The organism is Pelagicoccus mobilis, assembly GCF_016595505.1.
GTDB lineage: Bacteria > Verrucomicrobiota > Verrucomicrobiia > Opitutales > Opitutaceae > Pelagicoccus > Pelagicoccus mobilis.
Genome location: NZ_JAENIL010000017.1, coordinates 85,781 through 111,424, shown reverse-complemented (window position 1 = coordinate 111,424; position 25,644 = coordinate 85,781). Strand labels below are relative to the sequence as shown.

At 55.6% G+C, this 25,644-nt stretch carries 23 protein-coding genes; 12 read left to right on the top strand and 11 right to left on the bottom strand.

The annotated features are described in order from the left end of the window. Positions 1–6: 6 nt before the first annotated feature. The 3 genes from JIN87_RS10990 to JIN87_RS10980 all read right to left on the bottom strand — a co-directional run bounded on the left by JIN87_RS10990 (position 7) and on the right by JIN87_RS10980 (position 3,006). Complete coding sequence (locus JIN87_RS10990) at positions 7–1,173, bottom strand: M24 family metallopeptidase (protein WP_200355607.1); 1,167 nt, start codon at positions 1,171–1,173, stop codon at positions 7–9. Positions 1,174–1,248: 75 nt separating this feature from the next. Continuing rightward, the gene (locus JIN87_RS10985; protein ID WP_200355606.1) at positions 1,249–2,046 is read right to left on the bottom strand and encodes an Hsp33 family molecular chaperone HslO; all 798 of its coding nucleotides are present in this window, start codon (positions 2,044–2,046) and stop codon (positions 1,249–1,251) included. Between the two features lie 105 nt (positions 2,047–2,151). Next, positions 2,152–3,006, bottom strand: a complete 855-nt coding sequence (locus JIN87_RS10980; RefSeq protein ID WP_200355605.1) for a hypothetical protein — start codon at positions 3,004–3,006, stop codon at positions 2,152–2,154. Between the two features lie 204 nt (positions 3,007–3,210). Between JIN87_RS10980 and JIN87_RS10975 the strand changes: the two genes are divergently transcribed. Beyond that, positions 3,211–3,915 (top strand): hypothetical protein, encoded by a 705-nt coding sequence (locus JIN87_RS10975; RefSeq protein WP_200355604.1) that lies wholly within the window; start codon positions 3,211–3,213, stop codon positions 3,913–3,915. Between the two features lie 26 nt (positions 3,916–3,941). Here JIN87_RS10975 and JIN87_RS10970 read toward each other — a convergent pair whose 3' ends face one another. The 7 genes from JIN87_RS10970 to JIN87_RS10940 all read right to left on the bottom strand — a co-directional run bounded on the left by JIN87_RS10970 (position 3,942) and on the right by JIN87_RS10940 (position 11,334). Continuing rightward, a complete protein-coding gene (locus JIN87_RS10970; RefSeq protein WP_200355603.1) occupies positions 3,942–5,024 on the bottom strand; it encodes a tetratricopeptide repeat protein in 1,083 nt (360 codons plus the stop codon). 88 nt (positions 5,025–5,112) lie between these two features. After that, positions 5,113–5,949 (bottom strand): methyltransferase domain-containing protein, encoded by an 837-nt coding sequence (locus JIN87_RS10965; RefSeq protein WP_200355602.1) that lies wholly within the window; start codon positions 5,947–5,949, stop codon positions 5,113–5,115. 46 nt (positions 5,950–5,995) lie between these two features. After that, positions 5,996–6,670 carry a phosphate signaling complex protein PhoU gene (phoU, locus tag JIN87_RS10960; RefSeq protein ID WP_200355601.1) on the bottom strand — a complete coding sequence of 225 codons (675 nt, stop codon included), beginning with the start codon at positions 6,668–6,670 and terminating at the stop codon, positions 5,996–5,998. A 63-nt stretch (positions 6,671–6,733) separates the two neighbouring features. Beyond that, positions 6,734–7,516 carry a phosphate ABC transporter ATP-binding protein PstB gene (pstB, locus tag JIN87_RS10955; RefSeq protein WP_200355622.1) on the bottom strand — a complete coding sequence of 261 codons (783 nt, stop codon included), beginning with the start codon at positions 7,514–7,516 and terminating at the stop codon, positions 6,734–6,736. Positions 7,517–7,575: 59 nt separating this feature from the next. Then, positions 7,576–8,718 (bottom strand): phosphate ABC transporter permease PstA, encoded by a 1,143-nt coding sequence (gene pstA, locus JIN87_RS10950; protein ID WP_200355600.1) that lies wholly within the window; start codon positions 8,716–8,718, stop codon positions 7,576–7,578. A gap of 9 nt (positions 8,719–8,727) precedes the next feature. After that, positions 8,728–10,320, bottom strand: a complete 1,593-nt coding sequence (pstC, locus tag JIN87_RS10945) for a phosphate ABC transporter permease subunit PstC (protein ID WP_200355599.1) — start codon at positions 10,318–10,320, stop codon at positions 8,728–8,730. A 174-nt stretch (positions 10,321–10,494) separates the two neighbouring features. After that, positions 10,495–11,334 (bottom strand): phosphate ABC transporter substrate-binding protein, encoded by an 840-nt coding sequence (locus JIN87_RS10940; RefSeq protein WP_200355598.1) that lies wholly within the window; start codon positions 11,332–11,334, stop codon positions 10,495–10,497. Between the two features lie 460 nt (positions 11,335–11,794). On the opposite strand from JIN87_RS10940, the gene JIN87_RS10935 reads away from it, so the two are divergent. Next, positions 11,795–12,940, top strand: a complete 1,146-nt coding sequence (locus JIN87_RS10935; RefSeq protein ID WP_200355597.1) for a porin — start codon at positions 11,795–11,797, stop codon at positions 12,938–12,940. 353 nt (positions 12,941–13,293) lie between these two features. Here the strand turns inward: JIN87_RS10935 and JIN87_RS10930 are convergent, their stop codons facing one another. Continuing rightward, positions 13,294–14,241: a tetratricopeptide repeat protein gene (locus tag JIN87_RS10930; protein WP_200355596.1), complete on the bottom strand. Its 948-nt coding sequence runs from the start codon at positions 14,239–14,241 to the stop codon at positions 13,294–13,296. Between the two features lie 276 nt (positions 14,242–14,517). Here JIN87_RS10930 and JIN87_RS10925 point away from each other — a divergent pair, with 276 nt between their 5' ends. From JIN87_RS10925 to JIN87_RS10880, 10 genes are all read left to right on the top strand, one after another. After that, positions 14,518–14,889, top strand: coding sequence for a hypothetical protein (locus JIN87_RS10925; protein WP_200355595.1), 372 nt, complete (start codon positions 14,518–14,520; stop codon positions 14,887–14,889). A 173-nt stretch (positions 14,890–15,062) separates the two neighbouring features. After that, on the top strand, positions 15,063–15,791 hold the full coding sequence (locus JIN87_RS10920; RefSeq protein WP_200355594.1) for an ABC transporter ATP-binding protein: 729 nt from the start codon (positions 15,063–15,065) through the stop codon (positions 15,789–15,791). 36 nt (positions 15,792–15,827) lie between these two features. Continuing rightward, positions 15,828–16,538 (top strand): ABC transporter permease subunit, encoded by a 711-nt coding sequence (locus JIN87_RS10915; RefSeq protein ID WP_200355593.1) that lies wholly within the window; start codon positions 15,828–15,830, stop codon positions 16,536–16,538. A 44-nt stretch (positions 16,539–16,582) separates the two neighbouring features. After that, positions 16,583–18,424, top strand: a complete 1,842-nt coding sequence (locus JIN87_RS10910; RefSeq protein ID WP_200355592.1) for a Gldg family protein — start codon at positions 16,583–16,585, stop codon at positions 18,422–18,424. A gap of 56 nt (positions 18,425–18,480) precedes the next feature. Beyond that, complete coding sequence (locus tag JIN87_RS10905) at positions 18,481–19,599, top strand: DUF4340 domain-containing protein (RefSeq protein ID WP_200355591.1); 1,119 nt, start codon at positions 18,481–18,483, stop codon at positions 19,597–19,599. Positions 19,600–19,697: 98 nt separating this feature from the next. After that, positions 19,698–20,069 (top strand): VOC family protein, encoded by a 372-nt coding sequence (locus tag JIN87_RS10900; RefSeq protein ID WP_200355590.1) that lies wholly within the window; start codon positions 19,698–19,700, stop codon positions 20,067–20,069. Positions 20,070–20,177: 108 nt separating this feature from the next. Next, the gene (locus tag JIN87_RS10895; protein ID WP_200355589.1) at positions 20,178–20,780 is read left to right on the top strand and encodes an ECF-type sigma factor; all 603 of its coding nucleotides are present in this window, start codon (positions 20,178–20,180) and stop codon (positions 20,778–20,780) included. Continuing rightward, entirely contained in the window at positions 20,777–23,422 is a 2,646-nt protein-coding gene (locus tag JIN87_RS10890) for a protein kinase domain-containing protein (RefSeq protein ID WP_200355588.1), read from the top strand. Before JIN87_RS10895 ends, JIN87_RS10890 begins: the two co-directional genes overlap by 4 nt. A 22-nt stretch (positions 23,423–23,444) precedes the next feature. Next, positions 23,445–24,557, top strand: a complete 1,113-nt coding sequence (locus JIN87_RS10885; RefSeq protein ID WP_200355587.1) for an SMP-30/gluconolactonase/LRE family protein — start codon at positions 23,445–23,447, stop codon at positions 24,555–24,557. Positions 24,558–24,732: 175 nt separating this feature from the next. Continuing rightward, complete coding sequence (locus JIN87_RS10880; protein ID WP_200355586.1) at positions 24,733–25,644, top strand: DUF2167 domain-containing protein; 912 nt, start codon at positions 24,733–24,735, stop codon at positions 25,642–25,644.

Below are 25,644 nucleotides of genomic sequence, written 5' to 3'. Positions count from 1 at the left end.
CGAGCCCTATTTAAGTTGCCAGCGGTAATGCAAGTCGCTCAACAGCTCAGCGCCTTCATCACGCACGGCCACCACATCCTCGATGCGGCAACCACCCAGCCCTGGGTAATACAAGCCGGGCTCGATCGTAACCACCGCGTTCCGCTTCAACTTGTTCGAAGCGATGGATACACGTGGGGCTTCGTGAACCTCCAGTCCAAGCCCGTGCCCCGTCCCGTGGAAAAAGCCTTTCGCCCCGTTTTCGTCCCGAGTGGTTTCGTATCCGAGCTTCGCGAACGTCTCAAGCACCTGGCCATGCACATCGCGACCATTGACACCTGTCTTAACCGCTTTAATCGCCTTTTGCTGAGCTTCAAAAACGCCAGCGACCAACGCCTTCTGAGCATCGGAAGCCTTTCCTTTCAAAAAGGTTCGGGTCATATCGCCGTGGTATCCTGTTCTGGATACACGAGGAAAAACATCGACGATTATCAATTCGTTCGACCGAAGCGGTCCCGATCCCACGCAGTGCGGATCGCACGCTTGATCGCCTCCAGCCGCAATCGTATCCGCCGAAACCGCCCCCGCTTCAAGGCAAGCGATCTCGATCAAGCAACGCAAACGCTCCGAAGTGAGCACCTTGCCGTCCAAGTAGAGTTTTCCTTTTTTTACGACGCTCTTGCGAATCGCCTTTTCAGCAGCCCGAATTCCAATCGCGCTACAACGATTGCCCTCACGGATCTTCTCCAGCTCCTCCTCAGACTTTACTTCACGATTCGGGAAAAGAGTCCCATCGCACACATCAAGCTCGAAGCCCAACTCTACCAGCTTGAATGCCAGCGAACTTGGAAATTCGGCAGGCACCTTGAATCGACTGATTTCGAAAACCGATGCAAGCGTAGCAATCACCTCCGGGTAGCCGACCTTCGCGCGCTGGAACTTCTCGCGGCTCATCTCCAGCCATTCCTCGAGCGAGAGAATCTCGTCAAACTTCGACTCCTTCAGGCCACGGGCAAACTCCAGCTGGTTCAGCACCGCGAACCACTTGCGTCCCTTTTTAAAAGAGATGAACGCGTCCGGCACTCCGAAACCTCCCACGTACAACTGGTCCGCGCTCTTGCTCGTATCGGCAAAGAGCAGCGGCGACGCTGGCGATTTACTGGCTCGTTTCGCGGTGGCTTTCTTTTTCGGCATGCGCACAGACAAGTCCCCTCGAGCGACGCTGTAAAGCGCCTAACTCATCGCCGAAAGCCCCGGGGCAAACTCCAACTACTTGCTCGCCACGTAAGCTTCCATCATTTCGCGCGAAATACGGTGCTTCCCAGCGCAACGAGGACAATTCACCTCGATCAGCTCCTCTCCCATGAACAAGCCTTCCGGATCGTTGTGGAACGGAGCCGCCAGAGCTCCCAAAATTCGCTGCTGGTTGCAGCCGCAGTGCCAACGTACAAATCGCGTCTCCAGATCGACGACTTCCTCAGTCTCTTCGATCGTTCGCACGTCATCGATCGTAAGGCTATCAAACCAGTTTTCGTCATAGTCCGGGTGGGCCTGAACGATCGCGAAGACATCAGGCTCCAACTGGAAAAACTTGGCCGGACGCTGCTCGCTGTGCTTGTAGTACTCCTCCACGGCGTGGATCATGCCACCTCCTTGGAAGCCCACTACCGAGCGGTGCGGCTCACGATTGCGGCGCACAAGATCCTGATAAAACGCGTTTTCCTCCGCCTCCTTGACTCCCTCGCTATAGATGCGCCCGACCACATCGCTCGTACCGGTGTCGCCCGCGAGAAATACATTCACCAGCGGATCCTGGAAATTGATCGTCCACGCCAAGATTTCGTTTCGCGGACGGGAGATGCAATGAAGGCTAAACAATGCCAAGCCCTGCTTCAGGCGATCATCCAGCTCAGAGCTCAACTCCAACTCGTTGTCCTTAAGGTGGAGGTAGTAGTCCACGAAGAGCTGACCAAAGTCCGCCTTGGCATACAGCAAGTTCCTGCCCCGTACAAAGCGGGACTTGATCGCTAGCATCTCTTGTGCATCGGGCTGCTCGTTTTCTGACATGCCACCTTTTGAGCCAAGCACTCGCCCAGCGTCAAGCTCTAGGCCATGTCTTTAAATTAGCTCAAAGCTGGCAGGAATCCAAATTTCGAGGGACAAGGCGCACGGCTATGCGTCCTGTAGAGCAGCTTCGCCCAACTCCACCCTCAATCTGGCAGCCGCTTCGGAAAACGCTTTCGCGTTCTCGTGGAAGGGAGCGATCATGATAAGCTCATCGTACGCCTTCAACGCCCGCTCCTGCTTGCCAAGCTCCTCGCCCAGTCCAGCGATCCGCTCCAACACCTCGACCTTGATCGAATCCACCTTGATTCCGAGCCGGTAGGCTTCCAGCAAATGCTCGTACGCAAGCTCGCTATCCAATTCGAAGCTGGCGTAAGCCTCGCCCACGATACGGTGCACATTCTGACGGAGCTCCGGGATCGTCATATCCTCGATCAAAGGCTCCACACTTTGGATACGATCCTGCACATCCTCGCCCGAACCATCGTCGTCGTAAATGTGTAGGGTCACGTACTTCACGAAAGCCATTTGCCCGAAAAAGCGCTCCGGCCACCGGTCGTAGAGATTCCAGTAAAGCATCTTCGCCTCCGCGATATCGCGCTCGTAAGGATTAGACTGCTTGATGCGAGCAAGGTAATAAGCCGACGCCAAACCGATCGCGTCGCTGTTGTTGTCGGCAATGATCATATTGAAGATCCGTTGCGCCACCCGATAGGGCTCCTCGTCCTCTTCCACCTCCGTCTTGCCGTTCAAGGTATCCAAAGCCGTCGTGTAGAGAGCCAGCCGCTTGTTGTCTTTGCCCAAGGAACGCAAGCGGTTAAACTCGGTCGAGCGCCCATGGTAGATGAGCATGGCTTCCTGCTCCCAAATGGGACGCTCCTCGTCCTGAGCAGATGACGGAAGGGCGAAAACGAAAGCGCCAAGCAGAAGAAAAGTTCGCTGCAAAGTTTGTAGGGTATTCATACGCAATGAGCTGGGGATAAGCGTTGCAGCCATGATTATTGGCCGAAAAGGCCGGATCGCGCAACCTATCAATCCGGATCGATCCGTTATTATCGATTACGCGGCAATCCCGTTTCCGGATTCCACGGAGCTTGCCTTGCCAAGATTTAGGGAGATACTCGTCCCTGCCCCAAATCCCTGCAGCCAACCCGACTCCCGCCAAGAATGCTCCAGCGACGCCTGTTTCAAGCGATCACCCTCGGATTAGCCCTCTTTCTGCTATCCGGATGCGTCTACTTGCGCCTCCTCAAATTCAAAAACCAACTGCACGACTTCGACGAGCATGTCGTGGTGAATGAGGCGGAACCCTTCTCGCTCCAATTCCCGGACCCAGTGCTAAGAGACGAGGATTTCGTCTTCGTGACCGAGTCCGAGCCAACTCAGGTCCGCACCATCACCCGAAATCCCCGAGTCGAGGACTGGGAGTGGCAGTTTGAGAAGAAGCTGGAAACAGAAGACGGCGCCCCGTTCAGCATCATTTTCACGACGCGTTTCGAGGAGGGCATGCTCACCCAAATCGAATTCGACCCAAAACTCCTGCAAGCGATTCCCGAAGACTTCATCGTAGAGCTCTTCCGCTCCCTCGGACAGGCCAAGATCAACAAACTCCGCCGCAGCGCCACCGCCGCCATGAGTCGCGACAGCCAGGAGCAAATCGACTTCCCCAGCATGAGCGAAATCTCTGTCGTCATGGGCGAACCCACCACCCAGAGAAAGGAAGACCGCCAGGGCTTTTGGCACTACGTCTTCAACTTCTACAACCCGGCAAACCGTGATCTATCCGGCCAGTTCGCCATCGTGTTCACCACCGACTCTGAAAACCTGGAAGACGAAATAGCAGGCTTAGAACTTACCGGCAAAGCCCGCTGAGCCACACGCCGCGATCAATGGGAACCCTACCCACGCTTGCCGCTGAGCAGCATGCGATACGTTTGCACCGCTTGCACTACGCCTTGCTCGCGAGACTTCTCCAAGCCCACCTTATAAAGTTCCGCCGCCTCGCTCGGGCGATCCAAGTATTCGAGCAATTTACCGTAAAGCATGTAGCCCTCCAAGTAGTCGGGATGCTTCTCCATCGCCGATTTGAAGGTTTCCTCCGACTCCACGTACTCGCCCAGCTCTTGCAAAAAAGAGCCTAGCGCCACCATCGACTCGGGATTGTCAGGATCGATCTCCAATGAGTCACGTACACTGCGCACCGCCCGACTGATACGGCCCGAATTAGACTCGTCGTAAGCATAAAGCTGATACGCATGCACCAGCATCTTCTCGGCCGCCTTCGAGTCGGGATTATCTTCGTAAACGTCTTCAAGGTAGCGCACGCCGTCCCGATACTCGCCCTGCGCGAGAAGGATATCCCCTTTCATCAGCTTGGCTTGGATAAACGTCTCTTCGCTCTCGATGACCGAATCCAGCAAGGCATCCGCTTGCTCCCACTTCTGTTGCAAACGATAAGCGTCGGCCAACAGATAGCGGTATTCCGCGTTCTCCGGATACGCGTCCACCAGCACCTTCAGGTTCGCCACCGCCGCGTAAGGCTTCTGCATCTTGACGTACTGCTTGCCGAGCTCGTACTGCAGCAGCTCGGAATCGGGGAAAGTCTGCAAGCCAAGCTTGAGCGTATCAACCGTCAGCTGCGGACGGCCCGAGAGTCCCAAAACACGGGAAAACTTGGCATAAAGCGCCTCGGTACCTCCGTGGCTGCTGATCGCCTTTTCGTAAAGCACCACAGCTCGCGGCACGTCTCCAACTTTGAGATACAAATCCCCCGCTTTCTCCAGCTTCTCCAACGACTCGCCGTTTTCCTCGATGTCCTTCAAGATTCCTTTCAGCTCCTCTACAACCGCAGCCACCTCAGGCGAGAGCTGGGCTGGGGCTTCCGCCTTTTCGGGAGAATCGGTAGCGTCTTGAGCCGTCAGGGACGAAGCGAAGACAAGTAGCGAGGCGACACAAAGGGGCAGATAAAGACGGATTTTCATACGTTCGGAAATGGGCTCAAAAGGCTTTTGGGTTTGGGGTCGCTACACTGGGAGCCGCCTCACCCTCTTGGCAAGAAATTCCCTCGCCTCAGAAGCCCTGCACCAAAGTGGTACAAACAAACGGAGAGCAAAGGGAGCGCGACCGGAACCGGCTCTGCGGCGGATACGAGAAGACCTCCCAATCATCCCGAAACGCCCGTTTGAGCAAGTCTCGCGTGTACTTGAACCCCGCTCTTTCACTAGAATCGCGGGCGAGCGACAAGATTTGCGCGTTTTCCCGAAAGAAGACGTACCGCTCCAGATAGTTGTCGAACTCGTCGCAAAACGTCTCGAGCTCGTAGCCTCGACTTTCCCGATAGTCTCGAAACTTCCCCAACCCCAGACGACTCCCCAAGCGCAAGCCGCCACGCCTCCGCTCCGGTCCCAACCAGTGGGCGAACGCCACTCCACTGTGCGGCTCCACAAGGGTCTCCCTTGAAGGATAGAAATGGGCCGCCCCTCCTCCCGGGCGAACCACCCGATTCTGTTCAGCGAAAAAACGCGGCAAATCTTCGACGTGCTCCAGAACTTGGTTCGAAAAGGCGAAGTCGAAAAAGTCGTCCGCAAAGGGCCACGGCTCGTCTGCCGCTCCCAAGCGAACCCGATCAGACCAGTCGACCCCGCTCTCCTCCTCAGCCAACGCGGCATGCAGCGCCTCCCAATACCCGGGCACGCCGGCCCGATGGTCATGCACCTCGTAGCCGTAAATCTCGATCTCGCGAGCGCCGAAACCCAGGCCCGATTTCTCCGCCAACAGATCGAGCATCAGTTGACCGTAGCCACAACCAATATCCAGAATCCGCAAGGGCTCCCCCAGCGAGCCGAGCTCGAGGGCGCGAAGTTCAGCTCCGATCACGGAAAGCAAATGAGTATGGGCCGGCTTCATTTCGGCTGCAGACACTGCGACGACTCCCCTCTCCGGGTAATTCAGGCTAGACCGCGTTTTCTTCGTCAATCGCTTCCTGCAGAGAACGAGCCGTCAGCAAGTAGTAAACCTCTTCCGCAATATTCTGGGCATGGTCCGCGATACGCTCCATCGCCTTGGAGATAAAGACCATCTCCGTGCAAAACGAGATCTTGGAATGGTCGTGCTTCATCAGGTCAACGAAGTAGCGGAAATTCTCGCGATTCAAAGAGTCCACTTCCTCGTCTCGCTCGGAAATCGCCACCGCGCGGGACGAATCCTCATCGATGAAACAGTGCAAGGCATCCTTCAACATGCCCACCGCAAGCTCGCACATGCGCGGCAATCGCCCTAGATCGTCGATGCTATAACCCGCCTTCAAGATCTTGGCCGTACGCTTGGCAATGCTGGTCGCCTCGTCACCAACGCGCTCGAGATCGTTCGCAGCCTTGATCGTAATGAAAAGCAAACGCAGGTCTCGGGCGACCGGAGCACGCAAACCGATGTAGCGGGCAACCTCGTCGTCGATCTGCTTTTCGATCTCATCAATCCGGTCGTCCTGCTTGCGAACCTTCTGGGCCGTCGCTAGATCGGAATCGATCATCGCTTTCATGGCGAGATTCACATTGGCGATCGCCTTCTCCCCCATTAGCATGAGGTGAGATCTGACTTCTTCGAGCTCTTCGTGGAAATATCGCTTCATCTAGGATTAGGTAAGGGACACAAGGGAGAGTTGGGTGGATGAAATAGGAGAAGCAGTCGCAGATCAACCGAAACGGCCTGAAATGTAGGCCTCGGTCTGCTCGTTCTTGGGGCTCATGAAAATCTCGTCCGTCTTGGCCATCTCAATCAGCTTGCCGAGATAGAAGAACGCGGTCTTGTCCGATACACGCGCGGCCTGCTGCATATTGTGCGTCACGATCACGATCGTGTACTGGTCCTTAAGCGAGTGAATGAGCTCTTCCACCTTCGCGGTCGCTACCGGGTCGAGCGCCGAACAGGGCTCGTCCATGAGCAAGATATCAGGCTCGACCGCCAACGCGCGGGCAATGCAAAGACGCTGCTGCTGACCGCCCGAAAGACTCAGCCCGCTCGTATCGAGACGATCCTTTACCTCGTCCCAAAGGGCAGCCCCCTTCAGACAGCGCTCAACCGCTTCGTCCAAAACCGACTTCTTGTTGATGCCTTGGATCCGAAGACCGTAGATCACGTTCTCGTAAATGGACTTAGGGAACGGATTCGACTTCTGAAACACCATCCCCACCCGCTTGCGCAGCTCGATCGTGTCGACCCGCGGATCATAGATATCCGCATCATTCACCTCGATCTTGCCACGGCCGATACGCGCCACATCCACGAGATCGTTCATGCGGTTGATGCAGCGGAGCAAGGTACTCTTTCCGCAACCTGACGGACCGATAAAAGCAGTCACCTCATTTTCGAGCATCTCCATGTTGATGTCGAAAAGGGCCTGCTTTTCTCCGTAGAAAAAGTCGAAATCAGAAACGCGAATGAGCGGACGTGAAGGATCGGATGTTTCGGAAGACATGGACGTAGTCGCCTTGGGAGATATTGCGGAGTCTTTGAGAGTGTCTGTTAGCAGTGTCATTACCAGCGATATTTTTTCCGCATGCGGATTCTGAGAAGGATGGAAGCAAGGGCGATTCCCGCCACGATGACGAGGAACACGAAAGCCGTACCGTACTGCATTCTTTCCGTGTACTCGTTCTGAGGAATCTTAGCGCTCACCACGTAGATATGGTAAGGCAGCGCCATTACACCTTGGAAAAAGAAGTCCGACCATTTCTCTAAGCCTTCCCAGGGCAACTGGTCGCGCATCGCATACGCAGCGGTGAACATGATCGGAGCCGTCTCACCGGCCACACGAGCCACGCCGATGATGGAAGAGGTCAAGATGCCTGGCATCGCATACGGGAGAACATTGGTGCGAATCGCCGTCCACTTGCTGGCACCGAGCGCAAGAGACGCCTCGCGGAGGCCTTGAGGGATGGCTCTTAGAGATTCCTCGCTCGCCGAAATGATCACCGGAAGAACCATGAAGGCCAAAGTGAAACAGCCCGCCAGAAGAGAAACGCCCCAGCCAAACTTAAAGTAGAAGCCCGTGTTTCCCAACTCGGTAAACGAACCGGCAGCATCCTGGCTGAACGCGAACTGAGGAGCGGCCAACACGAAGAATCCCACACCGAAAATACCAAACACGATCGAAGGCACGCCGGCCAAATTCAGGATGGACAGCCGAATCGCATTCAAGGTTTTGCCCGGCTTGGAATACTCGCTGAGGAAGATCGCGCTGAGAACACCAAGCGTTAACGCAATCCCCATCGCTCCCAAGACCAACAAAACGGTGCCTACGATACAGGGCCATATGCCCCCGCCCGAGTAAGCGTAGGTGGACGTCTTGATGTCCACTCCCTGCTCTTCCTCGAAAATGCGGAAGTTGGTATCGCTCATCTCGTAGCTCTGCCCTTCGTGCTCGAACACATGCAAAGTCTGCGGAGCCTCCAGCAAGAACTCGGTGTTGATGAAAGGAAACTCGGACTGGAACACCGTCTGGCTCCCTTTAAAGAAGATCGTGAGGAAGATCACCGAGGCGCAGGCCAAGATGAAATAGGTACCGAGACGGAAAACCCAGAAAACGAACTTTTCCGTAGTCTTAGCTTTCGAAGGCTTGCTGTGGAAGCCCAACCCTTGGCTCGGACGCTCCCGTGAAAGTATGGCGTTGGTAGACATCTTGATAGATTAGCCGCGGGAGATCTGGTACTTGAGCACGATCTTCTGAGCGAGGTAGTTGATGAGAAGAGAAATGAGGAAGAGCACCATCCCGACCATGAACAGAGCGCGGTAGTGAATGCTGCCGTTTACGACTTCGCCCAGCTCCTGAGCGATAATGCCCGTCATGGTGTGCACCGGCTCGAAGAAGGTGCCGATACCGTTGGTGAAATTAGGGATCTCGATACGGTTGCCCGCGCAAAGCAATACCACCATCGTCTCGCCCACCACGCGACCGAAACCGAGCAGCACCGCCGAGATAATGCCGGAAAGCGAAGTTGGCACGATGATACGGAGCGTCGTCTGCAAACGCGTCGCGCCCATCGCCAGCGACGCTTCCTTAAAGGACTTAGGCACGTTGTTAATGGCGTCCTCAGCCAAAGTGAAAATCGTCGGGATCGCCATCAACGCCAGCAAACAGCCCGCCGTAAAAGCAGTCAGACGCTCGCTGATCGGGAAGATATCGAAACCTGACAAAATCGTCCAACCGGAAACCTCGCGCACGAACTGGCCAAACACCGCAATGCCGAAAAAGCCGATCACCACCGAAGGGATCGCCGAAATGAACTCGATGTACGGCTTGATGAAATTCTGCTCCGCTGGCTTCGCCACCTGATTAACGTAGATCGCCGCTCCGACCCCCAATGGAATCGCGAAAAACATAGCGATTGTCGCAACCAGCAGCGACCCAGTGAAAAGCGGCAAAATCCCGTACCAGTCCTGGATCGAGGAGTTGGTCACCCAGTTCTTTCCAAAAAGAAAGGAGCCAAAGGCCGAGACCATGTTTACCGGCAGATCAGGATCCCACTCCGCCAAGCGGGATTCGTAGCCTTCCAATTCACCGACAAACATGCGGGATAGCTCCGCAAAGCGCTGCATCTTCGCATCCAAAGAGTCGATACCGATAACAGGCAGTTTCTCGATATGGCTTAGCAGGCCTGCAGCCAACGCATCGTTGAGAGCCAGAAAGTCAGCTTCCCCTTCCTTCAGCATGCCAACGAACAAAGAGAGGTCTACATCCAGCACCTCGACATCCGCCGCTTCCTCGTCGCGACCCAAAGCGAGAAGGTTCTCACGGTGCTCCCGAAGGTTGGCGGACTCCTCGTACATGTCTCGAGCGCCAATCGCTACTTCCGCCATCTCAAGGGCGTATTCACTGACGGGATACCCCAAGTCTTCAAACGCGTAGATAAACTCCTCGTAGACCTTGAGCTCGGCCCGAGCGTCCTTGAAGGCCATGCCCTGCTCTTGCAACAAAGTCGCGTGCTCGCCGCGGATCGAATTGAGATAACGGTTTAGGTCCGTGAAGGCCGCGCTCTGCTCCTTCATGATCTCCACGTACTCGATACCGGAGCGACGGTGCAGCTCGATATCCTGACGGTACTGGCCAAAAAATCCGACGCCTTCCTTGAAAAGAAAGAAGGTAATCAGAGCGAGCACGATGATCGAAACCAAGGCATTCCCCCCGAAGAGCCCTTTGAGGGCCTGGTCCTTATCAAGGCCAAGAAACCTCCTGCGACGCGAGTGCAGGTCGTAACGATTTGTCTCTCCTTTTTGAGTCATTTTCGATCAGGTTTTAACGGCCGACAGTGGTGAAGGAGGATAGATTCGAATCAACCGAAATTGAATTCCGTAACACAATTGCGCCATTAAATTAACATTCGGCGGAAACAGAAGCGGCGTCCTCAAAACGAGCTGAGAACGCCGCAGGATTTAAAATCAGATCAACTCCATCGATTAGAGGATAGAGATGAAGTGCACGTCCTTCACGATCTGTTGGCCTTCCTTGCTCAAGCAGAAGTCAACAAACTCCTTCACGATAGGACGCATCTCCTTCTTACCATTATAATAGTAGTAGAGCGGACGAGCATACGGGTAGCTGGCCTTCTCAGGAGTCTCGCCGTCAACTGGCAAGGTCTTGATACCTGGAGTGCCGAGGTAAGCCAGGCCCACGTAGCCGATGCCATTCGGATTCTCCGCCACTTCAGACGCGATCTGCTCATTTCCAGCCATCTTCTGGGAAGCAGGAGCGTAGTCACGCTTACGCAGAGCCATCTTCTGAAAGACCGCGTAGGTACCGGACGAAGTGTTACGCGTGTAGATGGAGATGCCGCCAGAAACGCCGTTGATAGAGCTCCAGTCCTCCACGTCGCCAGTGAAGATCTTCTCCACTTCGCGGGAAGAGATCCCGTCCATCGGGTTTTTCTGGTTCGCGACGATAGCGATACCGTCCTTCGCAACTTCGATAGGAGTCATCTTCACTCCCTTAAGCAGAGCCTTGGACTCCTCAGTCTTCTTCGCCTCGCGAGACGACATGCCGAGGTCAGCTGTACCGTCGATCACAGCCGCTACGCCAGTGGAAGAACCTTCCGCAGCGATTTCGAAGATCACTTCCACTCCTTGCTTAGACTTGATGGCCTTGAACTCTTCCGCGAGCTGAGGAACCATTTTCGCTCCGAGAGTATCGGATCCCTTGATGACGATTTTTTCCGCTCCGAACGCATAGCCGGATAGGCCTAAGGCAAGCGCAATGGATGCGAGTTTCAAAGAGAGGGCTTTAGAGAGCTTCGTTTTCATAACTGTAATACAACTTGTTCAAATAAGGACTCAGCTGATCACCCCGGTAGCTCTTTAAAAGAGAAAGAGAATCGCCGCGACCTAGCCTGATGACGGAAGCAGACGAACAGACCCAATCGAAGCAAAGCGAGTGGATTCTGCCCCCGAATCACACTCTTCACTTCGGCGTAACAATCCCGTAACCCCTCCGTAACAAAAGCCCCTGCAAGACCACAAAATCCCCTCAAAACCGGTAGTTTCCATGCGAATACCGCCTCAAAATGCGACCTCAACGAATCGGGAGATCCGCTAGTAGATTCCGTCACAACCAAGCCACAATTGTAACAGCAGAGCTTCTTTTGCGTAACAAATACCCTCTGCGCGCCATTTGAGGTATCTTTTGTTACGGCCGAGTTACGTTTCGACGCTTTTCACGTTATCGGGTTGATCTCGCAAAAAAAACACGCTCAAGAACGAAATCATGGACAAACTCACAAACGCAGCAATCACCACGCTAGCAGCTGGACTGCTTGCCACCCTTCCGACGGCTTCCGCCGAGGAAAACTGGGCGGACACCCTTAAGACCATGGGGAAAGTCTACTCAGACAAAAACGACCCTAACATCCAAGAGGTGAAATTCTTCGGACGCCTTCATCAGCAATGGGCCTACGCCGACGGCGAAAGCGCTGGCGAAGACTTCAGCGGCGGAGGAGACGAGCTCAGACGTCTTCGCGCTGGCGTATCGGTCAAGTTCCTCGACGGATTCAAGGTGCTCGGGCGTGCAAATTTCGAAAAAGGCGGCTTCCGCAATACCAGCATCGGCTACAACAGCTTCGACGAGCTCTACCTCGACTACGGCAAGGACGGCCTCCTCGGATTCGACAAGGCGACCATCGGCTACGGACGCTACAAGGTCCTCTTCGGCGGCGAAGAACGCGTCTCCTCGAAGAAAATCAAGACCGTCGAACGCAGCGGCATTAACAACCGCTTCGGCAGCTTGCGCCCGACCGGCGTCGTGCTCAAAGGAGAGAAAAGCGACGTCGAATACGTCTTCGGCATCTTCTCCACCGAGAAGGACTCTGAAACATGGGCTGGCTGGGATGATGGCATCGCCTTCCAGGCAGGCGCCGTATTCGACGCCTACGAAGGCACCATCACGACCGACTTCATCTACGCGGACGATAGCGACAACGACCAGTCCGTATTCGATTTCGATTGGGCGACCTCCATCACCTACAACCGCACTTACGGCGACGTCAACGTTCTCGCCAACGTCACTTACGGAAACGAGGGCGACGAAGACATCTACGGTTTCGTAGTCGTTCCTAGCTTCTACATCAACGACAAGCTGGAGGCAGCATTCCGCTACCAGTACGGTCACTCGACCGACGAGACGGGCGTACCAAAGAGCAGCAGCAGCCGCGGTCTCCGTCGCGTAGCGAAGAACGAAGGCGTTGGCACCGGATCTGGCGACACAAACCACACCGTCTACGCAGGTCTCAATTACTACATCGAAGAAAACTACGTGAAGGTGATGACCGGCGTAGAATACGAATCCGTAGACGGAGCGCCGGGCAAGGGCATCGAAGGCTTCACCTTCTGGGCCGCCTTCCGCACCTACTTCTAAGCCAAGAACCTCAGTCCGTTAAACAACTTTGAGATCTCCGCCTTCACCGGCGGGGATCTTTTTTTGCTCGTCACCCAAAGCAGTGGATACAACGGAAAAGAACTCCTTGCGATAGCCAAGACAACCAGGGTTCTCGATGGCCAAGGCTGTGGAGTCTAGCGGGGAAAATAGACGCTACGAGGAAAATAAGACGCTACCTATATCGCCGGCCGGCCTGAAGCTTGGCAACTCTTCCACCCAATTAGGTGACGAACTCCACACGCCTCCCCCGAGCTTGCGCAAAATAATGTCGAACGTTCGACATCATTCTGCGCAAACGCATACGAGCCCTGCCCCAACCTGCTTTTTTGCGATCAGAACTCCGCCTGCCCTTCCATTTCGGCGACCAGAGTCTTCAGCTCCTCAACCGCGAGCGCGTTTTCCACGTCAAACTCGACCGAACGCTGCAACAGCCCAAGAGCTCTCTCAAACTCCCCCCGCAAACGCGCCTCCTTCGCAAGTCCGAAAAGCCGGTCCGCATCATAGCAGTGCTCGCCCAGAAACGCCATCGCCGGATCCCAGGGCTCTTGGATCAAAGCCAATCCAGCCCCTTCCACCCGAATCGCTCGAGCCGCTTCGAAATCGCCCAACTCCCGGTACACATCCGGCAAGACGTCATGCACCAGCGAGAGATTGGGAATCGCCGCTCGAGCCGCCTCCAAAAACGAGCGAGCGCTAGGCAAATCCTCCTCCATCACCGAAAGCAGACCAAGATAAGCCTGCGCCCAACCGTCCCCCGGAGCCCCCAGCAAACGGTACTCATAGACCGTCCTCGCCTCGTCCAGCAATCCACCTTCCCGATACGCATGACCGAGACGCAAGTACGCCAGCGAACTGGTAGGGTCCAACTTTAGAGACCGAGCAAAGTGCTTCGCGACCGCGGCCTGATCCCGGCGATCCTCCTTCAACACCCCCAACAAGTAAGGCCAGCGAGCACTATCCGTTTCAAACGACTCCAATCCCAGATAGCAGGACTCCGCTTGCGAAACGAAACCGTTGGCGTGATACAGATACGCCAGCTCCACCAAAGCCTCCCGCTGCGTCGCCCGATCTTCCAGCTGCCCGTGAGCCAACTCCAACCGCTCGAGCAAAGCCTCAGGCCGCCCCTGCAAATCAGGGATCTCCGGCAGGACCTCCACAATGAGCCGATCGAAGGGACGCGGCGCTTCCTCCTCGTATTTACGCAACATCAGAGTCAGCCCTCCCACAATCACGAGGGAAACCAACAACGGGGCGACTTGCTTCAGGAAACTTCTCTTCACCAGTAATCTATCTACGCATCTCAAGCTCGCGAGGATGCGCCGGGTACGCAAGCTCGCCTTGACACTTCATTTTCCCTCCCTAGCGTCGATCTACTCTTCAATGAATCTCATCAAAGCCACCACCATTATTATGATGACCAAAGCGAACACGCCTTGGGCCGGTGGCACGCGTCGACACATCTAGCATCGATCGCAGACACTTTCTTAAAAAGCCCGAGGCCATCACGCCTCGGGCTTTTTGCATTTCATCACTCAAAACCAAACCAAAACACCACCATGCCAACAAGCACTCAAAACCAAGCAGGGGCCGCATCCTCTATTCCGCCCGCCCCTTCTCCATCGCTCGACGTCCAACTCTCCCAACTCGCAAGCGACGTCATCGCCTACGCCCGAGACGCAAAAGTCGTGCACTTCCGCTATTGCCGGAACCCAAAATCCCCAAGCTCGCCCCACGCCTCCCTGCAAGCGGCCATCGACGCCCTCCAACAAGAACTCCAGGCCGCTCGCCAACAACCCGTTTGCCAGCCACTCGCCGCGGAACTGCTCAAAGAGCTCGCCGCTCTCGGACACCAGCCCCCTTGCCAAAGCAAGCCCCAACAACGCCAAGCCGCCCAAACCATCAACGCCGCATTGCTTGAACTACGCTAGCGCTCCCGCTCACAAATTCCAATTTTCGCCCGCCTGCCTTCGATTTCAGTAAACTGGAACTTGATTTCCGCCACGCTGTTTCATACTGGATTTCCCGCTTTGAAAGCTCCCCGTACCACTCGAGGAGCTTTCGCGTATCCCAACCCAATAGATCAAAGGAAACTGAACAACCTATGGTAACAGTAGATCGACTCGTAAAAGACTACGGGACTCTCCGCGCCGTCGACGGCGTCTCATTCACCATCAACAAGGGTGACATCCTTGGATTCCTCGGACCGAACGGGGCCGGCAAGTCCACCACCATGAAGATGATCACCGGCTTCCTCACTCCCACCTCGGGCAAAGCCACCGTCGACGGATTCGACGTCACTGAAAACCCGATCGAAGTTAAGCAACGCATCGGATACCTGCCAGAAAGCAGCGCGGCGTATCCAGAAATGACCGTCGTCGAGTTCCTCACCTACGTCGCAGAAGCGCGCGGCATCACCGATAAGGAAGAAGTGACGAGCCGCCTCGCCGACGTCATCGTCAAATGCCACCTCGACTCCGTCAAGTACCGGACCATCGAAAACCTCTCCAAAGGCTACCGCCAACGCGTAGGAGTTGCTCAAGCGATCATTCACGACCCGCAGGTTCTCATCCTCGACGAGCCGACAGACGGACTCGACCCCAACCAAAAGCACGAAGTGAGAAAGCTGATACAAGCCATGGCTAAGGACAAAGCCATCGTGCTCTCCACTCACATCCTCGAAGAGGTCGAAGCCATCTGCAATCGCGTGATCATCATCGACCAAGGCAAGGTCCTCGTCGACGAAACGCCCGAAGCCTTCAAAGCCCGCAAGCCCGGAGCCACCATCGACGAGGTCTTCCGCGACATCACCAACAAGAACATCCTCGCCTAGCATTTCACTTTTCACCCTTCAAAATTCACTCTTCTCATGACACCCGTCTTTAAGAAAGAATTTCTCGGTTACTTCCGTTCTCCCGTAGGCTACGTCATCCTCGCAGCCTTCCACTTCGCAGTCATCGCTCTCGCCCTCTACTTCGGATACTACAGAAACAGCCAAGCCACGCTCTTCACTCTGTTTGTCCGACTCCCCTGGGTGCTCGCCATCTTCATCCCAGCCGTCGGCATGCGACTCTGGTCAGAAGAGAAACGGTCGGGAAGCATAGAACTCCTCTTCACCCTCCCCATCTCTCCACGCTCCGCCGTCGTCGCCAAATTCCTGGCCGCCCTCTGCTTCATCTGCGTAGGACTCTGCCTCACATTCTCCCTCGCCATTACAACCAGCTATCTGGGCGATCCTGATTGGGGTGTAATATTTTCCGGATACATCGGAGCGGCACTGACTTCTGCCGCCTTCTTGGCAATCACCGCCGCCTGCTCCGCTCTCACCAAAAACCAAGTCATCGCTCTCGTACTGAGCATCCTGATCTGCGTGCTTTCCACACTCATCGGCTCAGACTGGCTCGCCCAGTTCCTCGCCAACAAAGTCCCAACCGGAATGCTCGACGTACTCCGCCTATTCAGCTTCGAACAACATTTTGAAGCCATGTCGAGAGGCTTGATAGACATCAGCGCCATCTCCTTCTACGTGACCCTGACCTTGGCATTTCTCGGCATCAACATGGTCGTCATTGAACGCTAAACGAGACCTACGCCTAAAAACAAAGGCCTAAGCACCTATTCAAAATGACACTTTCCAAAAAGATAATCGCAACAGCGCTCCTGCTGATAAACTTCGTCCTTCTCCACTACATCGTATCCTCTCTCCCCATACGATTCGATTTCACACAAGAAGGAATCTACAAGCTCTCAGATAGCACCAAGTCCATGCTCGAGAAACTGGAAGATCCGATCACGATCGACTTCTATTCCTCAAAAAGCGTCACCGAACTCCCTGCCTGGTTCAAAAACTTCTCCGACCGCGTCGAGCAAATGCTCGAACAATACCAGTCGGCCTCCGGCAACAAGATCTATCTCAACGTCATCGATCCGAAGCCTGACACCGAAGAAGAAGAACGAGCCACCGCAGCCGGACTCAACGGAACGGAACTCCCCAACGGAGATCGCGTCTTCCTCGGCATGGTCGTCGCTCAAGGCGACACCGAAAAGATCCACCCCTTCTTCAACTGGAACCGAGAAACCTTCCTCGAGTACGATATCTCGAAAACGATCTACGAAACCCAGTTGCTCACCAAGCCGCGCCTCGGCCTGATCAGCTCCCTCCCGCTCAGCGCTCCAGACTACCCCGCAATGCCAGGTCAGCCAGCGCCTCAGGACCAGTTCGTGGTCACCCAACTTGAGAACCAGTTCGAAGTGGTGGAAGTCACTCCAGCAGAAGAGGAGCTCCCCGCCAACCTCGACATTCTCATGATGGTCCACCCCAAAGACCTCAGTCCCTCCCTACAGTATTCAATCGACCAATACGCACTTTCTGGCAAGCCGATCTTCCTCGCCCTCGACCCCTCCTCGTTCACAGAACGCGAACAAGGTCGCCAGCAAATGATGATGGGCCAAATGAGCCAAGCCACCCCAAGCGACCTTCCAGAGCTCCTCGCAGCATGGGGCATCGAATACGACCCAAGCCTCGTCCTCCTCGATGAAACCAACTCCCTGCGACGCGGCACCTTCTCCCAACCGGCTTGGCTTGTCTTCCAGGACTCCTTCACCAATCGCGACCTTCTGCCCTCTTCCGAGCTCGAAGGCCTGCTCATGCTAGAAGCGGGACAGCTCAAGCAAAGCGACACCTCTACCGCCAATTGGGAGCCGATCCTCACCACCTCCAGCGACAGCCTGCAAGCGCAGGCCATGATGCTACAGTTCTCTCAACCGCAACAGCTGCTCGCTCAAGCGCAGCCAATTGGCGAACAAGCCACTGTCGCCGGCCTGCTCTCCGGTGAAATCAAGACGGCGTTCCCAGAAGGGCGTCCTTCGGAAAGCGAAGAAGGTGAGTCCGCCGAGCAACCAGCCTCGGAATCCCTCGCCACCGGAAACGCGACTATCCTCATCGTCGCCGACTCCGACTTCCTGCTCGACCAGTTCTCCATCCAACGGAGCAACTTCCTCGGCATGGAACAGGTCCAGTCGCTCAACGACAACCAAAACTTCGTATCCAACTTCGTCGAATACCTCGGCGGCAGCAGCGACCTGATCGGCATCCGCGGCAAGGCCAGCACATCCCGCCCATTCACAGTAGTGCAGGAGATGGAAGCCGAAGCCCAAAAGCAATACCAAGCGAAACTCGAACTCGTCGAAGCAGAGCTGCAGGCGATCAACGCAGAGCTCACCAAGCTCCTCAGCGAACAAGCCGGATCCGGCGTCATCTACGCAAGTCCGGAAATGACCGCCATGATCACCGAAAACCAGCAAAAGCAAGCCGAACTCCGCGGTGAAATACGCAACATCCGCCGCGAGCTACGCCAAGGTATCGAAACCTTGGGTACTGTAATTGGAGCGATCAACCTCCTCTGGGCTCCCATCGGACTGCTCATCTTCGCCCTCCTCTTCAACCGCATGCGCAAAGCAGCCTAAGAGGGCAACGCTCCGTCGTTGCCGTTACAGCACAACCAAACACCCAGCGTAAGCAAATGAATCTCAACAAACTCTACATCTCTACCGCCGCCCTTGCAGTAGCAGCCGGCATAACCTACTTCATCAACAACGCCGACAACTCCCAGAAGGAAGACCCACGAGTCGGCACATCCATCATTTCAAACGAAGACCTAGACAAAGTCTCGACCCTCGAAATGATCAGCGGCAACGAGTCCCTAACCTTTCAGTACGACTCAACCGTATCCGCCTGGCTCCTACAGGAAAAGTACGCCCTCCCAGCCGACTCGCAAAAAGTCACCGATCTCGTGACACAACTCAAAGAGGCCAAGCTCGAACGCGTGGCCTCGCGCAACCCCAAGCGCATCGCCGACTTCGGGTTCGAGGTCGACTACATCAACCTGATCGACGACTCCGACAAAAGCGTCCTCTCCCTCGACCTCGGCCGCGAAACCGAAAGCGGGAAACAGCTCGTCCGATTCGCCGACGAAGAAGTCGCCTTCATCTCCAGTGAAAGTTTCAGCGTCGACGGCGACCCCGTTTCCTGGCTCGAGAAAGAACTGCTCTCCGTCGAACGCGACGAGATCCGCTCCGCGAACTTCAAGCTAGAAAACGGCGACACCCTCGCCGTCACACGCGAGTCCGATGAAGCAGACTGGACAAGCGTCGACACGCTTCCCGAAGGCAAGCAACTCGACCAAGGAGCGATCACCCGAGCCCTCAACCGACTCGTGAGCATCCGCTTCACCAACCTCGCAGACCTGACCGACCCCGACTACGTCGCCGCGAAGTCTCACAGCTACACTATCGACTACACCCTCGCCGACGGAACGACATACACCGTACTTGCAGGCCAACGCCCCGAAGTCCGGGTGGAAAAGGAAGTAGAGACCACCAACGATGCAGGAGAGACCGTCACCGAAATGCAAGAGGAAGTGGAAACAGATGCAGGTTCCGTATTTGTAGTCCTATCTTCAAGCAAGAGCGACGATCCAATAAACGAATACATGTCACGCACCGCCTTCACGGCAAGCAGCACTCTCTACACCGCCGCTCCCGAATCCCTCGATACTCTGCTCGCAGACATCCCAGAGTCTGAACCGACGCCAGAACCCGTTCAGCTTCCAGCTGGACCTGCACCCGAGCCTGCCGGATAGATAATTTACCCCCAAAGGACGAGCACGATGCTCGTCCTTTTTCATAGAATGTGGTAACGCTTCTTTCCCATTCCACAACCCCAACCCCGGAACCAACTATGCAACTCGGAGCCTTCTCACTCAGCCTCAAGGTAAAAGACATCCAGGTCTCCTTCGCCTTCTACCAGAAACTCGGCTTCACCAAGTTCGGCGGCGATATCGAGCAAAACTGGCTCATCCTAAAAAACGGCGACACGATCATCGGCCTATTCCAAGGCATGTTTGAGCAAAACATGCTTACCTTCACCCCCGGCTGGGACGCCGACGCCAACCCTCTTCCCGAATTCACCGACGTACGCGACATTCAGAAACAGCTCAAAGCAGACGGGATCGACCTAGCCGAAGAAGCTGACGAATCTACAACCGGCCCCGCCCACATCATGCTCACCGATCCCGACGGAAATCCGATCTTGATCGATCAGCATCTCTAAAGACACGCCCGAGTACGTGTCTTCGCCCAGTTTCGACCGCGAACGCTGGACCCAACAACAAAAATCCATAGACTACCCCCAAGCGATTGAAACGACGCGGAAGCTCTCATGCTCCGCACAAAACAGGCCGCTCCGGGATCCGCTCCTAAACGAAAGAAGAGTCGAGTTGAGCTGACTACGACCCTCTACGGAGATTTGCGTAAACTCGCCCAGTCTCGCATGTCGGGCCAGCAAGCGCCGCAAACCCTCCAGGCCACGGCCCTCGTACATGAAGCATGGCTGCGACTTGGTTGCGACAAGCAACCTGCCTGGAAAAACCCGAACCACTTCTACGCCGCAGTCGCTGAGACGATGCGGCACATTCTGATCGATCGCGCTCGCTGGCGTAAACGCGTTCGCCATGGCGGAGCCCTCAAACGGGTCGACCTCAACACTTGGAACTGGGAAAACGTCGAGACCGCTAGCGTCGCCAAAATCGACGACCAAACCCTCGCCCTAAGCGAAGCCCTCGAAACGCTCAATCAAGGCGACTCCGATACCGCCGAACTGGTAAAACTCCACTACTTCACCGGACTGACCTTAAAAGAAGCGGCCGAGTTCCTAGGATTCTCCGAGCGTACCGCTCAAAGGCGTCTCGCCTTCGCCAAAGCCTGGCTCGGACGCGAGATGAGTGATCAAGCGATAAACTCCGCTCCTCCAAGACAAGCATGAGCGAGTCCCTAAAAACACTTCGCAAGCTTTTCTCAGCGGCCAGCGAACTGAGCTCTTCAGAGCAACGAGCTTACCTACGAGAGCTTTCCAAGCAATCGCCCCAAACCGCAGCGAATCTAAGCGACCTGCTGGGAAAACAGAGCGAGAACTCGGATCGCTTTCAGCAACTATTGGAGAATTCAGTCTGGCCAGCACTCAACACACTAAGCGAATCACCCACTCTCCTTCAAACAGCCTTAGACAAGACAAACTTAGACAGCGTCATAGCTCAAGATCCACTGATAGGATCAAACGTATCTCACTTTCAAATACACGAACTGATCGGTCGCGGCGGCATGAGCACCGTCTACCGTGGAAGAGACATCGTTCTAGATCGAGACGTCGCATTGAAGTTCCTTCCCCCTTCGCTCGGCTCAGACAAAAAGACCCAAGAGCGATTCATTCACGAAGCCAAAGCCGCCTCCGCTCTCGATCATCGCAACATCGCTACAATTCACGAGATAGGCCAAACCGAAAACCAACAACTCTTCATCGCCATGGGATACTACCCAGGCGGGACCCTAGGTGACTTAATCGAAAAAGGCCCGCTCGACATCGACCAAACGATCGACTTCGCCATCCAACTCGCGAGAGCTCTTGAAGTCGCTCACAAGAACGGCGTCATCCACAGGGACATAAAACCAAGCAACCTGATCCTCTCAGCTGAAGGGGACCTCGTGCTTCTGGATTTCGGGATCGCAAAACTGTCGCACGAATCCGGATACACGATGCAAGGTCAAATCCTAGGAACGTGCGCCTACATGTCTCCAGAACAGGCGAGAGGAGAAACAGTAGACGAAAAGGCGGACATATGGTCCTTCGGCGTCGTCTTCTACGAACTTCTTACCGGTATCAGGCCCTTCCAAGGAGAGACCATCCAAGAGGTTCTTAGAAACATCCAAGAGGTAAAACCTCCCCTCCCCAACAGAAACGACAAAAAGGTTCCGCCAACCTTGAGCTCAATCCTCAGTCGATGCCTCGCAAAGGATCCTCAAAAACGCTACCCAGACGCCAGCGTTCTTCGCGAAGACCTCATTGCTGCAAAATCCAAAAGCATGCCAACGAGCCCCAGCCTGTCATCGACATGGAAGCAATCTCGTAAGCGAAAACTAGCCACAAGCGGAGCCATAGGCATAGCTGTCGCCGTATCCGCATACCACTTACTCGCGCCACCGATAGATCCCACACTAAATTTCACCAAAATCACTCACGGGGCGATCGTTGAAGACAGAGGCAGTTTCGTGGGAGCAAACTGGGTAGACTATGACAACGACGGGTACATCGACCTCTACGTCTCGAACCAAAAGGACGACTCCCCCAATAACTTTTACCGAAACAATGGAGACGGGACCTTCTCGCGAATCCACGACACTCCCATCGCCTCCGACGGGATCTCCACCATGGAATCACTCTGGGCGGACTACGACAACGACGGCGATCAAGACATTTTTCTCGCCACAGAAGACTACAGTGCAGTCCGCAAACTGCACAACCGCTTCTATCGCAACGAAAACGGAATTTTCGTTAGAGAAACCGAAGGCGAATGGGTCAATACGCCAAGCCCGTCAAACAGTGGAGCGTGGGGAGATTACGACAAAGATGGACTTCTCGATCTTTACCTCCCCAACGACGGTGATCCACTGATTGAATACAGCTATAATGAGCTCTGGCACAACGAGGGGGATGGAACCATGTCTCGCGTCGACTCCATTACGACTCAGCTCAAAGGCCGCTCCCACGGAGCCCTCTGGTCCGACTACGACATGGACGGAGACCTCGACTTGTTCGTGAGCGGGCAAGACATGCTCCAGTTCAGAAACGAAGGTTCAGGAGGCTTCACATGGGTATCCCCAGAAAACGGCGGTATTGCAGCGTATCAGGAAGATGTAGACGTCACCTTTGGAGCCGCCGACTACGACAACGACGGCGACCTGGATATCCTCTATACAACCTGGCAAAAAGAGAGCAGCCCCCAGCTCTATCGAAACAGGGCGAAAACTCGATTCTACAACGCTAGCCACAGTCTCGAGACCCCCGGCGTCGTTCGATGCATTTGCCCGGCCTGGGGCGATTTCGACAACGACGGCCTGATCGACCTCTACATCACCAACCGAGGAGGCAAGAACTTGCTCTACCACAACCAAGGAAACGGGGAATTCCGCCTCATCGTCGACTCGCCGCTCACCGAACTTGGCAAAAGCAGCGCCGACTGCAAGTGGATCGACTACGACAACGATGGCGACCTCGACCTCTTCGTCACGAACGGCTTCTACAAGGAGCTTGGCGAAACCAACGAACTCTTCCGAAACGACAATCATCGAAACTCTTGGATAGTCCTCACTCTCGTTGGCACTCGGTCCAACCGGGACGCCATCGGAGCCAAAGTTTGGGCAAGCGCAAGAATCAACGGAAACGAAGTCACCCAGCTCCGGGAAATTCACTGCTCCGGAAACGGGTCAAACGGAGACCTCCGCGTCCACTTCGGTTTGGGCAACGCCAGAAAGATCGATCTCATCCGCATCCAATGGCCCCTCGGACATCTCCAGGAGCTCAAAAAAGTCCCAGCCAAGCAGTTCCTGACCATCACCGAACCGGAAAATTAGCATGCATCCACCAGCCGCTCCCATGATACAAAAACCGGCTCCGGCAGCCATAGCCGCCCTCACCCTTCTTTGGACCACTCTCACCTTCGCCTCCAGCCTCGGCCTAGGGGAGACCGAAATCCTGCACGTATTTGAAACATCGGATGGGCTCATCCCCTCCCCGGAAGGAATCGCCTTCGACGACAATGGTAACGCCTACCTCTCCCTTCGTATCTTTGACGGAAGGCAGCATCTAGAAAACCGACTGCTAAAGCTCAGCTCGGCGGGCAAGCTGTCACGATTGGCCAACTTCGGTCCGGCCCCCCCTGGGGCCAAAGGCATACTCGGACTCGCCACCGACCATGAAAACAACCTCTACGCCGCTTTCGCGTCGGGCGACAAAAACCACGGCGTCTGGAAGGTCAATAGAAACGGAGAAAAGCAACGGCTTTATGGCTCCGAGAAGATCAACGTGCCAAACGCCCTCACCTTCGACCAACTCGGCAATCTATACGTCACCGACAGTTTCCCCAAAGCCGGCGAAGGTCCAGGCCTCGTCTGGAGATACACGCGGGGGTCGAACCGCTTCCAGATCTGGGCGAGCTCCCCTCTTCTCGCCCCAGACCCCATAAACAATCCCCTTAGTCCCCCGCCACCCGCCCCACCCGTCGAAGCTCCCGGAGTAAACGGCATCGTCTTCGTGCCACCCAACAGTATCTACGTGGCGAATACAGAAAAGAGTCTGATCCTGCGAATCGAAGTCGGCCCGAACGGGAACGCAGGCCCCGTCCAAATCCTAGCCGGTAGCTACCCTCCACTGGGACCGCCAGGCCAGCTTTTCTCGCCGGACGGATTGACAGCAGATCAGGAAGGCAATCTCTACACGGTCAACCCGCCCTGCGGCTGGACCGGAATCCCCCAATCCGCCGTCGTTAAGATCAACGCGACCACCGGACAGATCTCAGGACTGACTCCTGTCCTGACAGAACCACCAAACGACTTCGACTTCCCTACCAGTCTCGCCTTCAGCGCTCGCAACCAGGACCGCAAGCACCTCTTCGTGATTGGAATAGGAGGAGCAGTCTACGGCCTGCCGGGCAGCGGAGCGAAACTGACAAAAGTCGGTCTTGGCGCCCCGGGAAGTCCCAAGCAATAAAACCGCTCTGCAGCGACTCCGCCCAACAAAGAGATCGATCGTTTTAGCTCCCCAGCGACTCCGCGCCATTGCTTAAGCGCCTTGACCTTGTTCGCGGCTCTCTATTCTGTCTGCCCCACTCGCTCGGACATCTCTCGTCCCAGCTCTTTCCAACCCGTCCCGAACCCAGCCACAAATGAACAAGAAATCGCTCCTCGCAGCTGTCCTCACTTTTTTCCTAGCCCTTAACGGCTACGCCCAAAACGACTCCGGCGCCCTCCCTCAAGAAGAAGACCCAGAGGCTCAACTCCGCGCCTTCCTCGACGGATTCAGCTGGCAGACCGAAGGCGAAGGAGAGCTCGGCGAATGGGCGACTCTCGAGATCCCCAACGGCTACGCGTTCCTCAGCGGAGGCCAGGCATCCGACCTCATTCAAGCCCTCGGAAATCCAAGAAGCGAATACGACGGCCTCATCTCCCGCGGTGATCTCGATTGGTTCGTCATTTTCCAGTTCGATCCGTCCGGCTACGTGAAAGATGACGAAAAGGACGAGCTCGACGCAGACAAGCTTCTCGAAGATCTCCGCGAAATCCAGGTCTACCAAAACGAGTACCGCCAAGAGCAAGGCATGGAGCCGATGTACATCGAAGGCTGGGAAGTGGAACCACGCTACAACGAACGCACCAACAACCTCGAGTGGGGCCTACTCGTGCGCAGCCAGTCCTCCACAAGCCCGTCCGTCAACTACCGCACTAAACTCCTCGGCCGCGAAGGCCTCATGGACGTCACCCTCGTCTGCAGCCCCGACCAGCTCGACTACGTACTCCCAGACTACCAGGACCTCCTCCTCGGCCACGTCTACAAAGAAGGCAAATCCTACGCCGACTACCGCCAAGGCGACAAGATCGCCGAATACGGACTCACCGCCCTCATCGCTGGCGGAGCCATGTACGGCGCCGCTAAGCTCGGCCTGCTCGGCTCGATCATGGCCTTCGGCAAGAAGTTCCTCAAATTCATCATCGCCGGAGCAGTCGCCATCGGAATGGCCTTCAAGAAGTTCTTCGCTCGCATGGCCGGTCGCGAAATCCGCGAGGACACCAACCAGTAG

Coding starts and splice junctions, on each gene's coding strand:
- JIN87_RS10990 (WP_200355607.1), bottom strand. CDS start 1,173: ATGCCGAAAAAGAAAGCCACCGCGAAACGAGCCAGTAAATCGCCAGCG.
- JIN87_RS10985 (WP_200355606.1), bottom strand. CDS start 2,046: ATGTCAGAAAACGAGCAGCCCGATGCACAAGAGATGCTAGCGATCAAG.
- JIN87_RS10980 (WP_200355605.1), bottom strand. CDS start 3,006: ATGAATACCCTACAAACTTTGCAGCGAACTTTTCTTCTGCTTGGCGCT.
- JIN87_RS10975 (WP_200355604.1), top strand. CDS start 3,211: ATGCTCCAGCGACGCCTGTTTCAAGCGATCACCCTCGGATTAGCCCTC.
- JIN87_RS10970 (WP_200355603.1), bottom strand. CDS start 5,024: ATGAAAATCCGTCTTTATCTGCCCCTTTGTGTCGCCTCGCTACTTGTC.
- JIN87_RS10965 (WP_200355602.1), bottom strand. CDS start 5,949: ATGAAGCCGGCCCATACTCATTTGCTTTCCGTGATCGGAGCTGAACTT.
- phoU (WP_200355601.1), bottom strand. CDS start 6,670: ATGAAGCGATATTTCCACGAAGAGCTCGAAGAAGTCAGATCTCACCTC.
- pstB (WP_200355622.1), bottom strand. CDS start 7,516: ATGTCTTCCGAAACATCCGATCCTTCACGTCCGCTCATTCGCGTTTCT.
- pstA (WP_200355600.1), bottom strand. CDS start 8,718: ATGTCTACCAACGCCATACTTTCACGGGAGCGTCCGAGCCAAGGGTTG.
- pstC (WP_200355599.1), bottom strand. CDS start 10,320: ATGACTCAAAAAGGAGAGACAAATCGTTACGACCTGCACTCGCGTCGC.
- JIN87_RS10940 (WP_200355598.1), bottom strand. CDS start 11,334: ATGAAAACGAAGCTCTCTAAAGCCCTCTCTTTGAAACTCGCATCCATT.
- JIN87_RS10935 (WP_200355597.1), top strand. CDS start 11,795: ATGGACAAACTCACAAACGCAGCAATCACCACGCTAGCAGCTGGACTG.
- JIN87_RS10925 (WP_200355595.1), top strand. CDS start 14,518: ATGCCAACAAGCACTCAAAACCAAGCAGGGGCCGCATCCTCTATTCCG.
- JIN87_RS10920 (WP_200355594.1), top strand. CDS start 15,063: ATGGTAACAGTAGATCGACTCGTAAAAGACTACGGGACTCTCCGCGCC.
- JIN87_RS10915 (WP_200355593.1), top strand. CDS start 15,828: ATGACACCCGTCTTTAAGAAAGAATTTCTCGGTTACTTCCGTTCTCCC.
- JIN87_RS10910 (WP_200355592.1), top strand. CDS start 16,583: ATGACACTTTCCAAAAAGATAATCGCAACAGCGCTCCTGCTGATAAAC.
- JIN87_RS10905 (WP_200355591.1), top strand. CDS start 18,481: ATGAATCTCAACAAACTCTACATCTCTACCGCCGCCCTTGCAGTAGCA.
- JIN87_RS10900 (WP_200355590.1), top strand. CDS start 19,698: ATGCAACTCGGAGCCTTCTCACTCAGCCTCAAGGTAAAAGACATCCAG.
- JIN87_RS10895 (WP_200355589.1), top strand. CDS start 20,178: ATGCTCCGCACAAAACAGGCCGCTCCGGGATCCGCTCCTAAACGAAAG.
- JIN87_RS10890 (WP_200355588.1), top strand. CDS start 20,777: ATGAGCGAGTCCCTAAAAACACTTCGCAAGCTTTTCTCAGCGGCCAGC.
- JIN87_RS10885 (WP_200355587.1), top strand. CDS start 23,445: ATGATACAAAAACCGGCTCCGGCAGCCATAGCCGCCCTCACCCTTCTT.
- JIN87_RS10880 (WP_200355586.1), top strand. CDS start 24,733: ATGAACAAGAAATCGCTCCTCGCAGCTGTCCTCACTTTTTTCCTAGCC.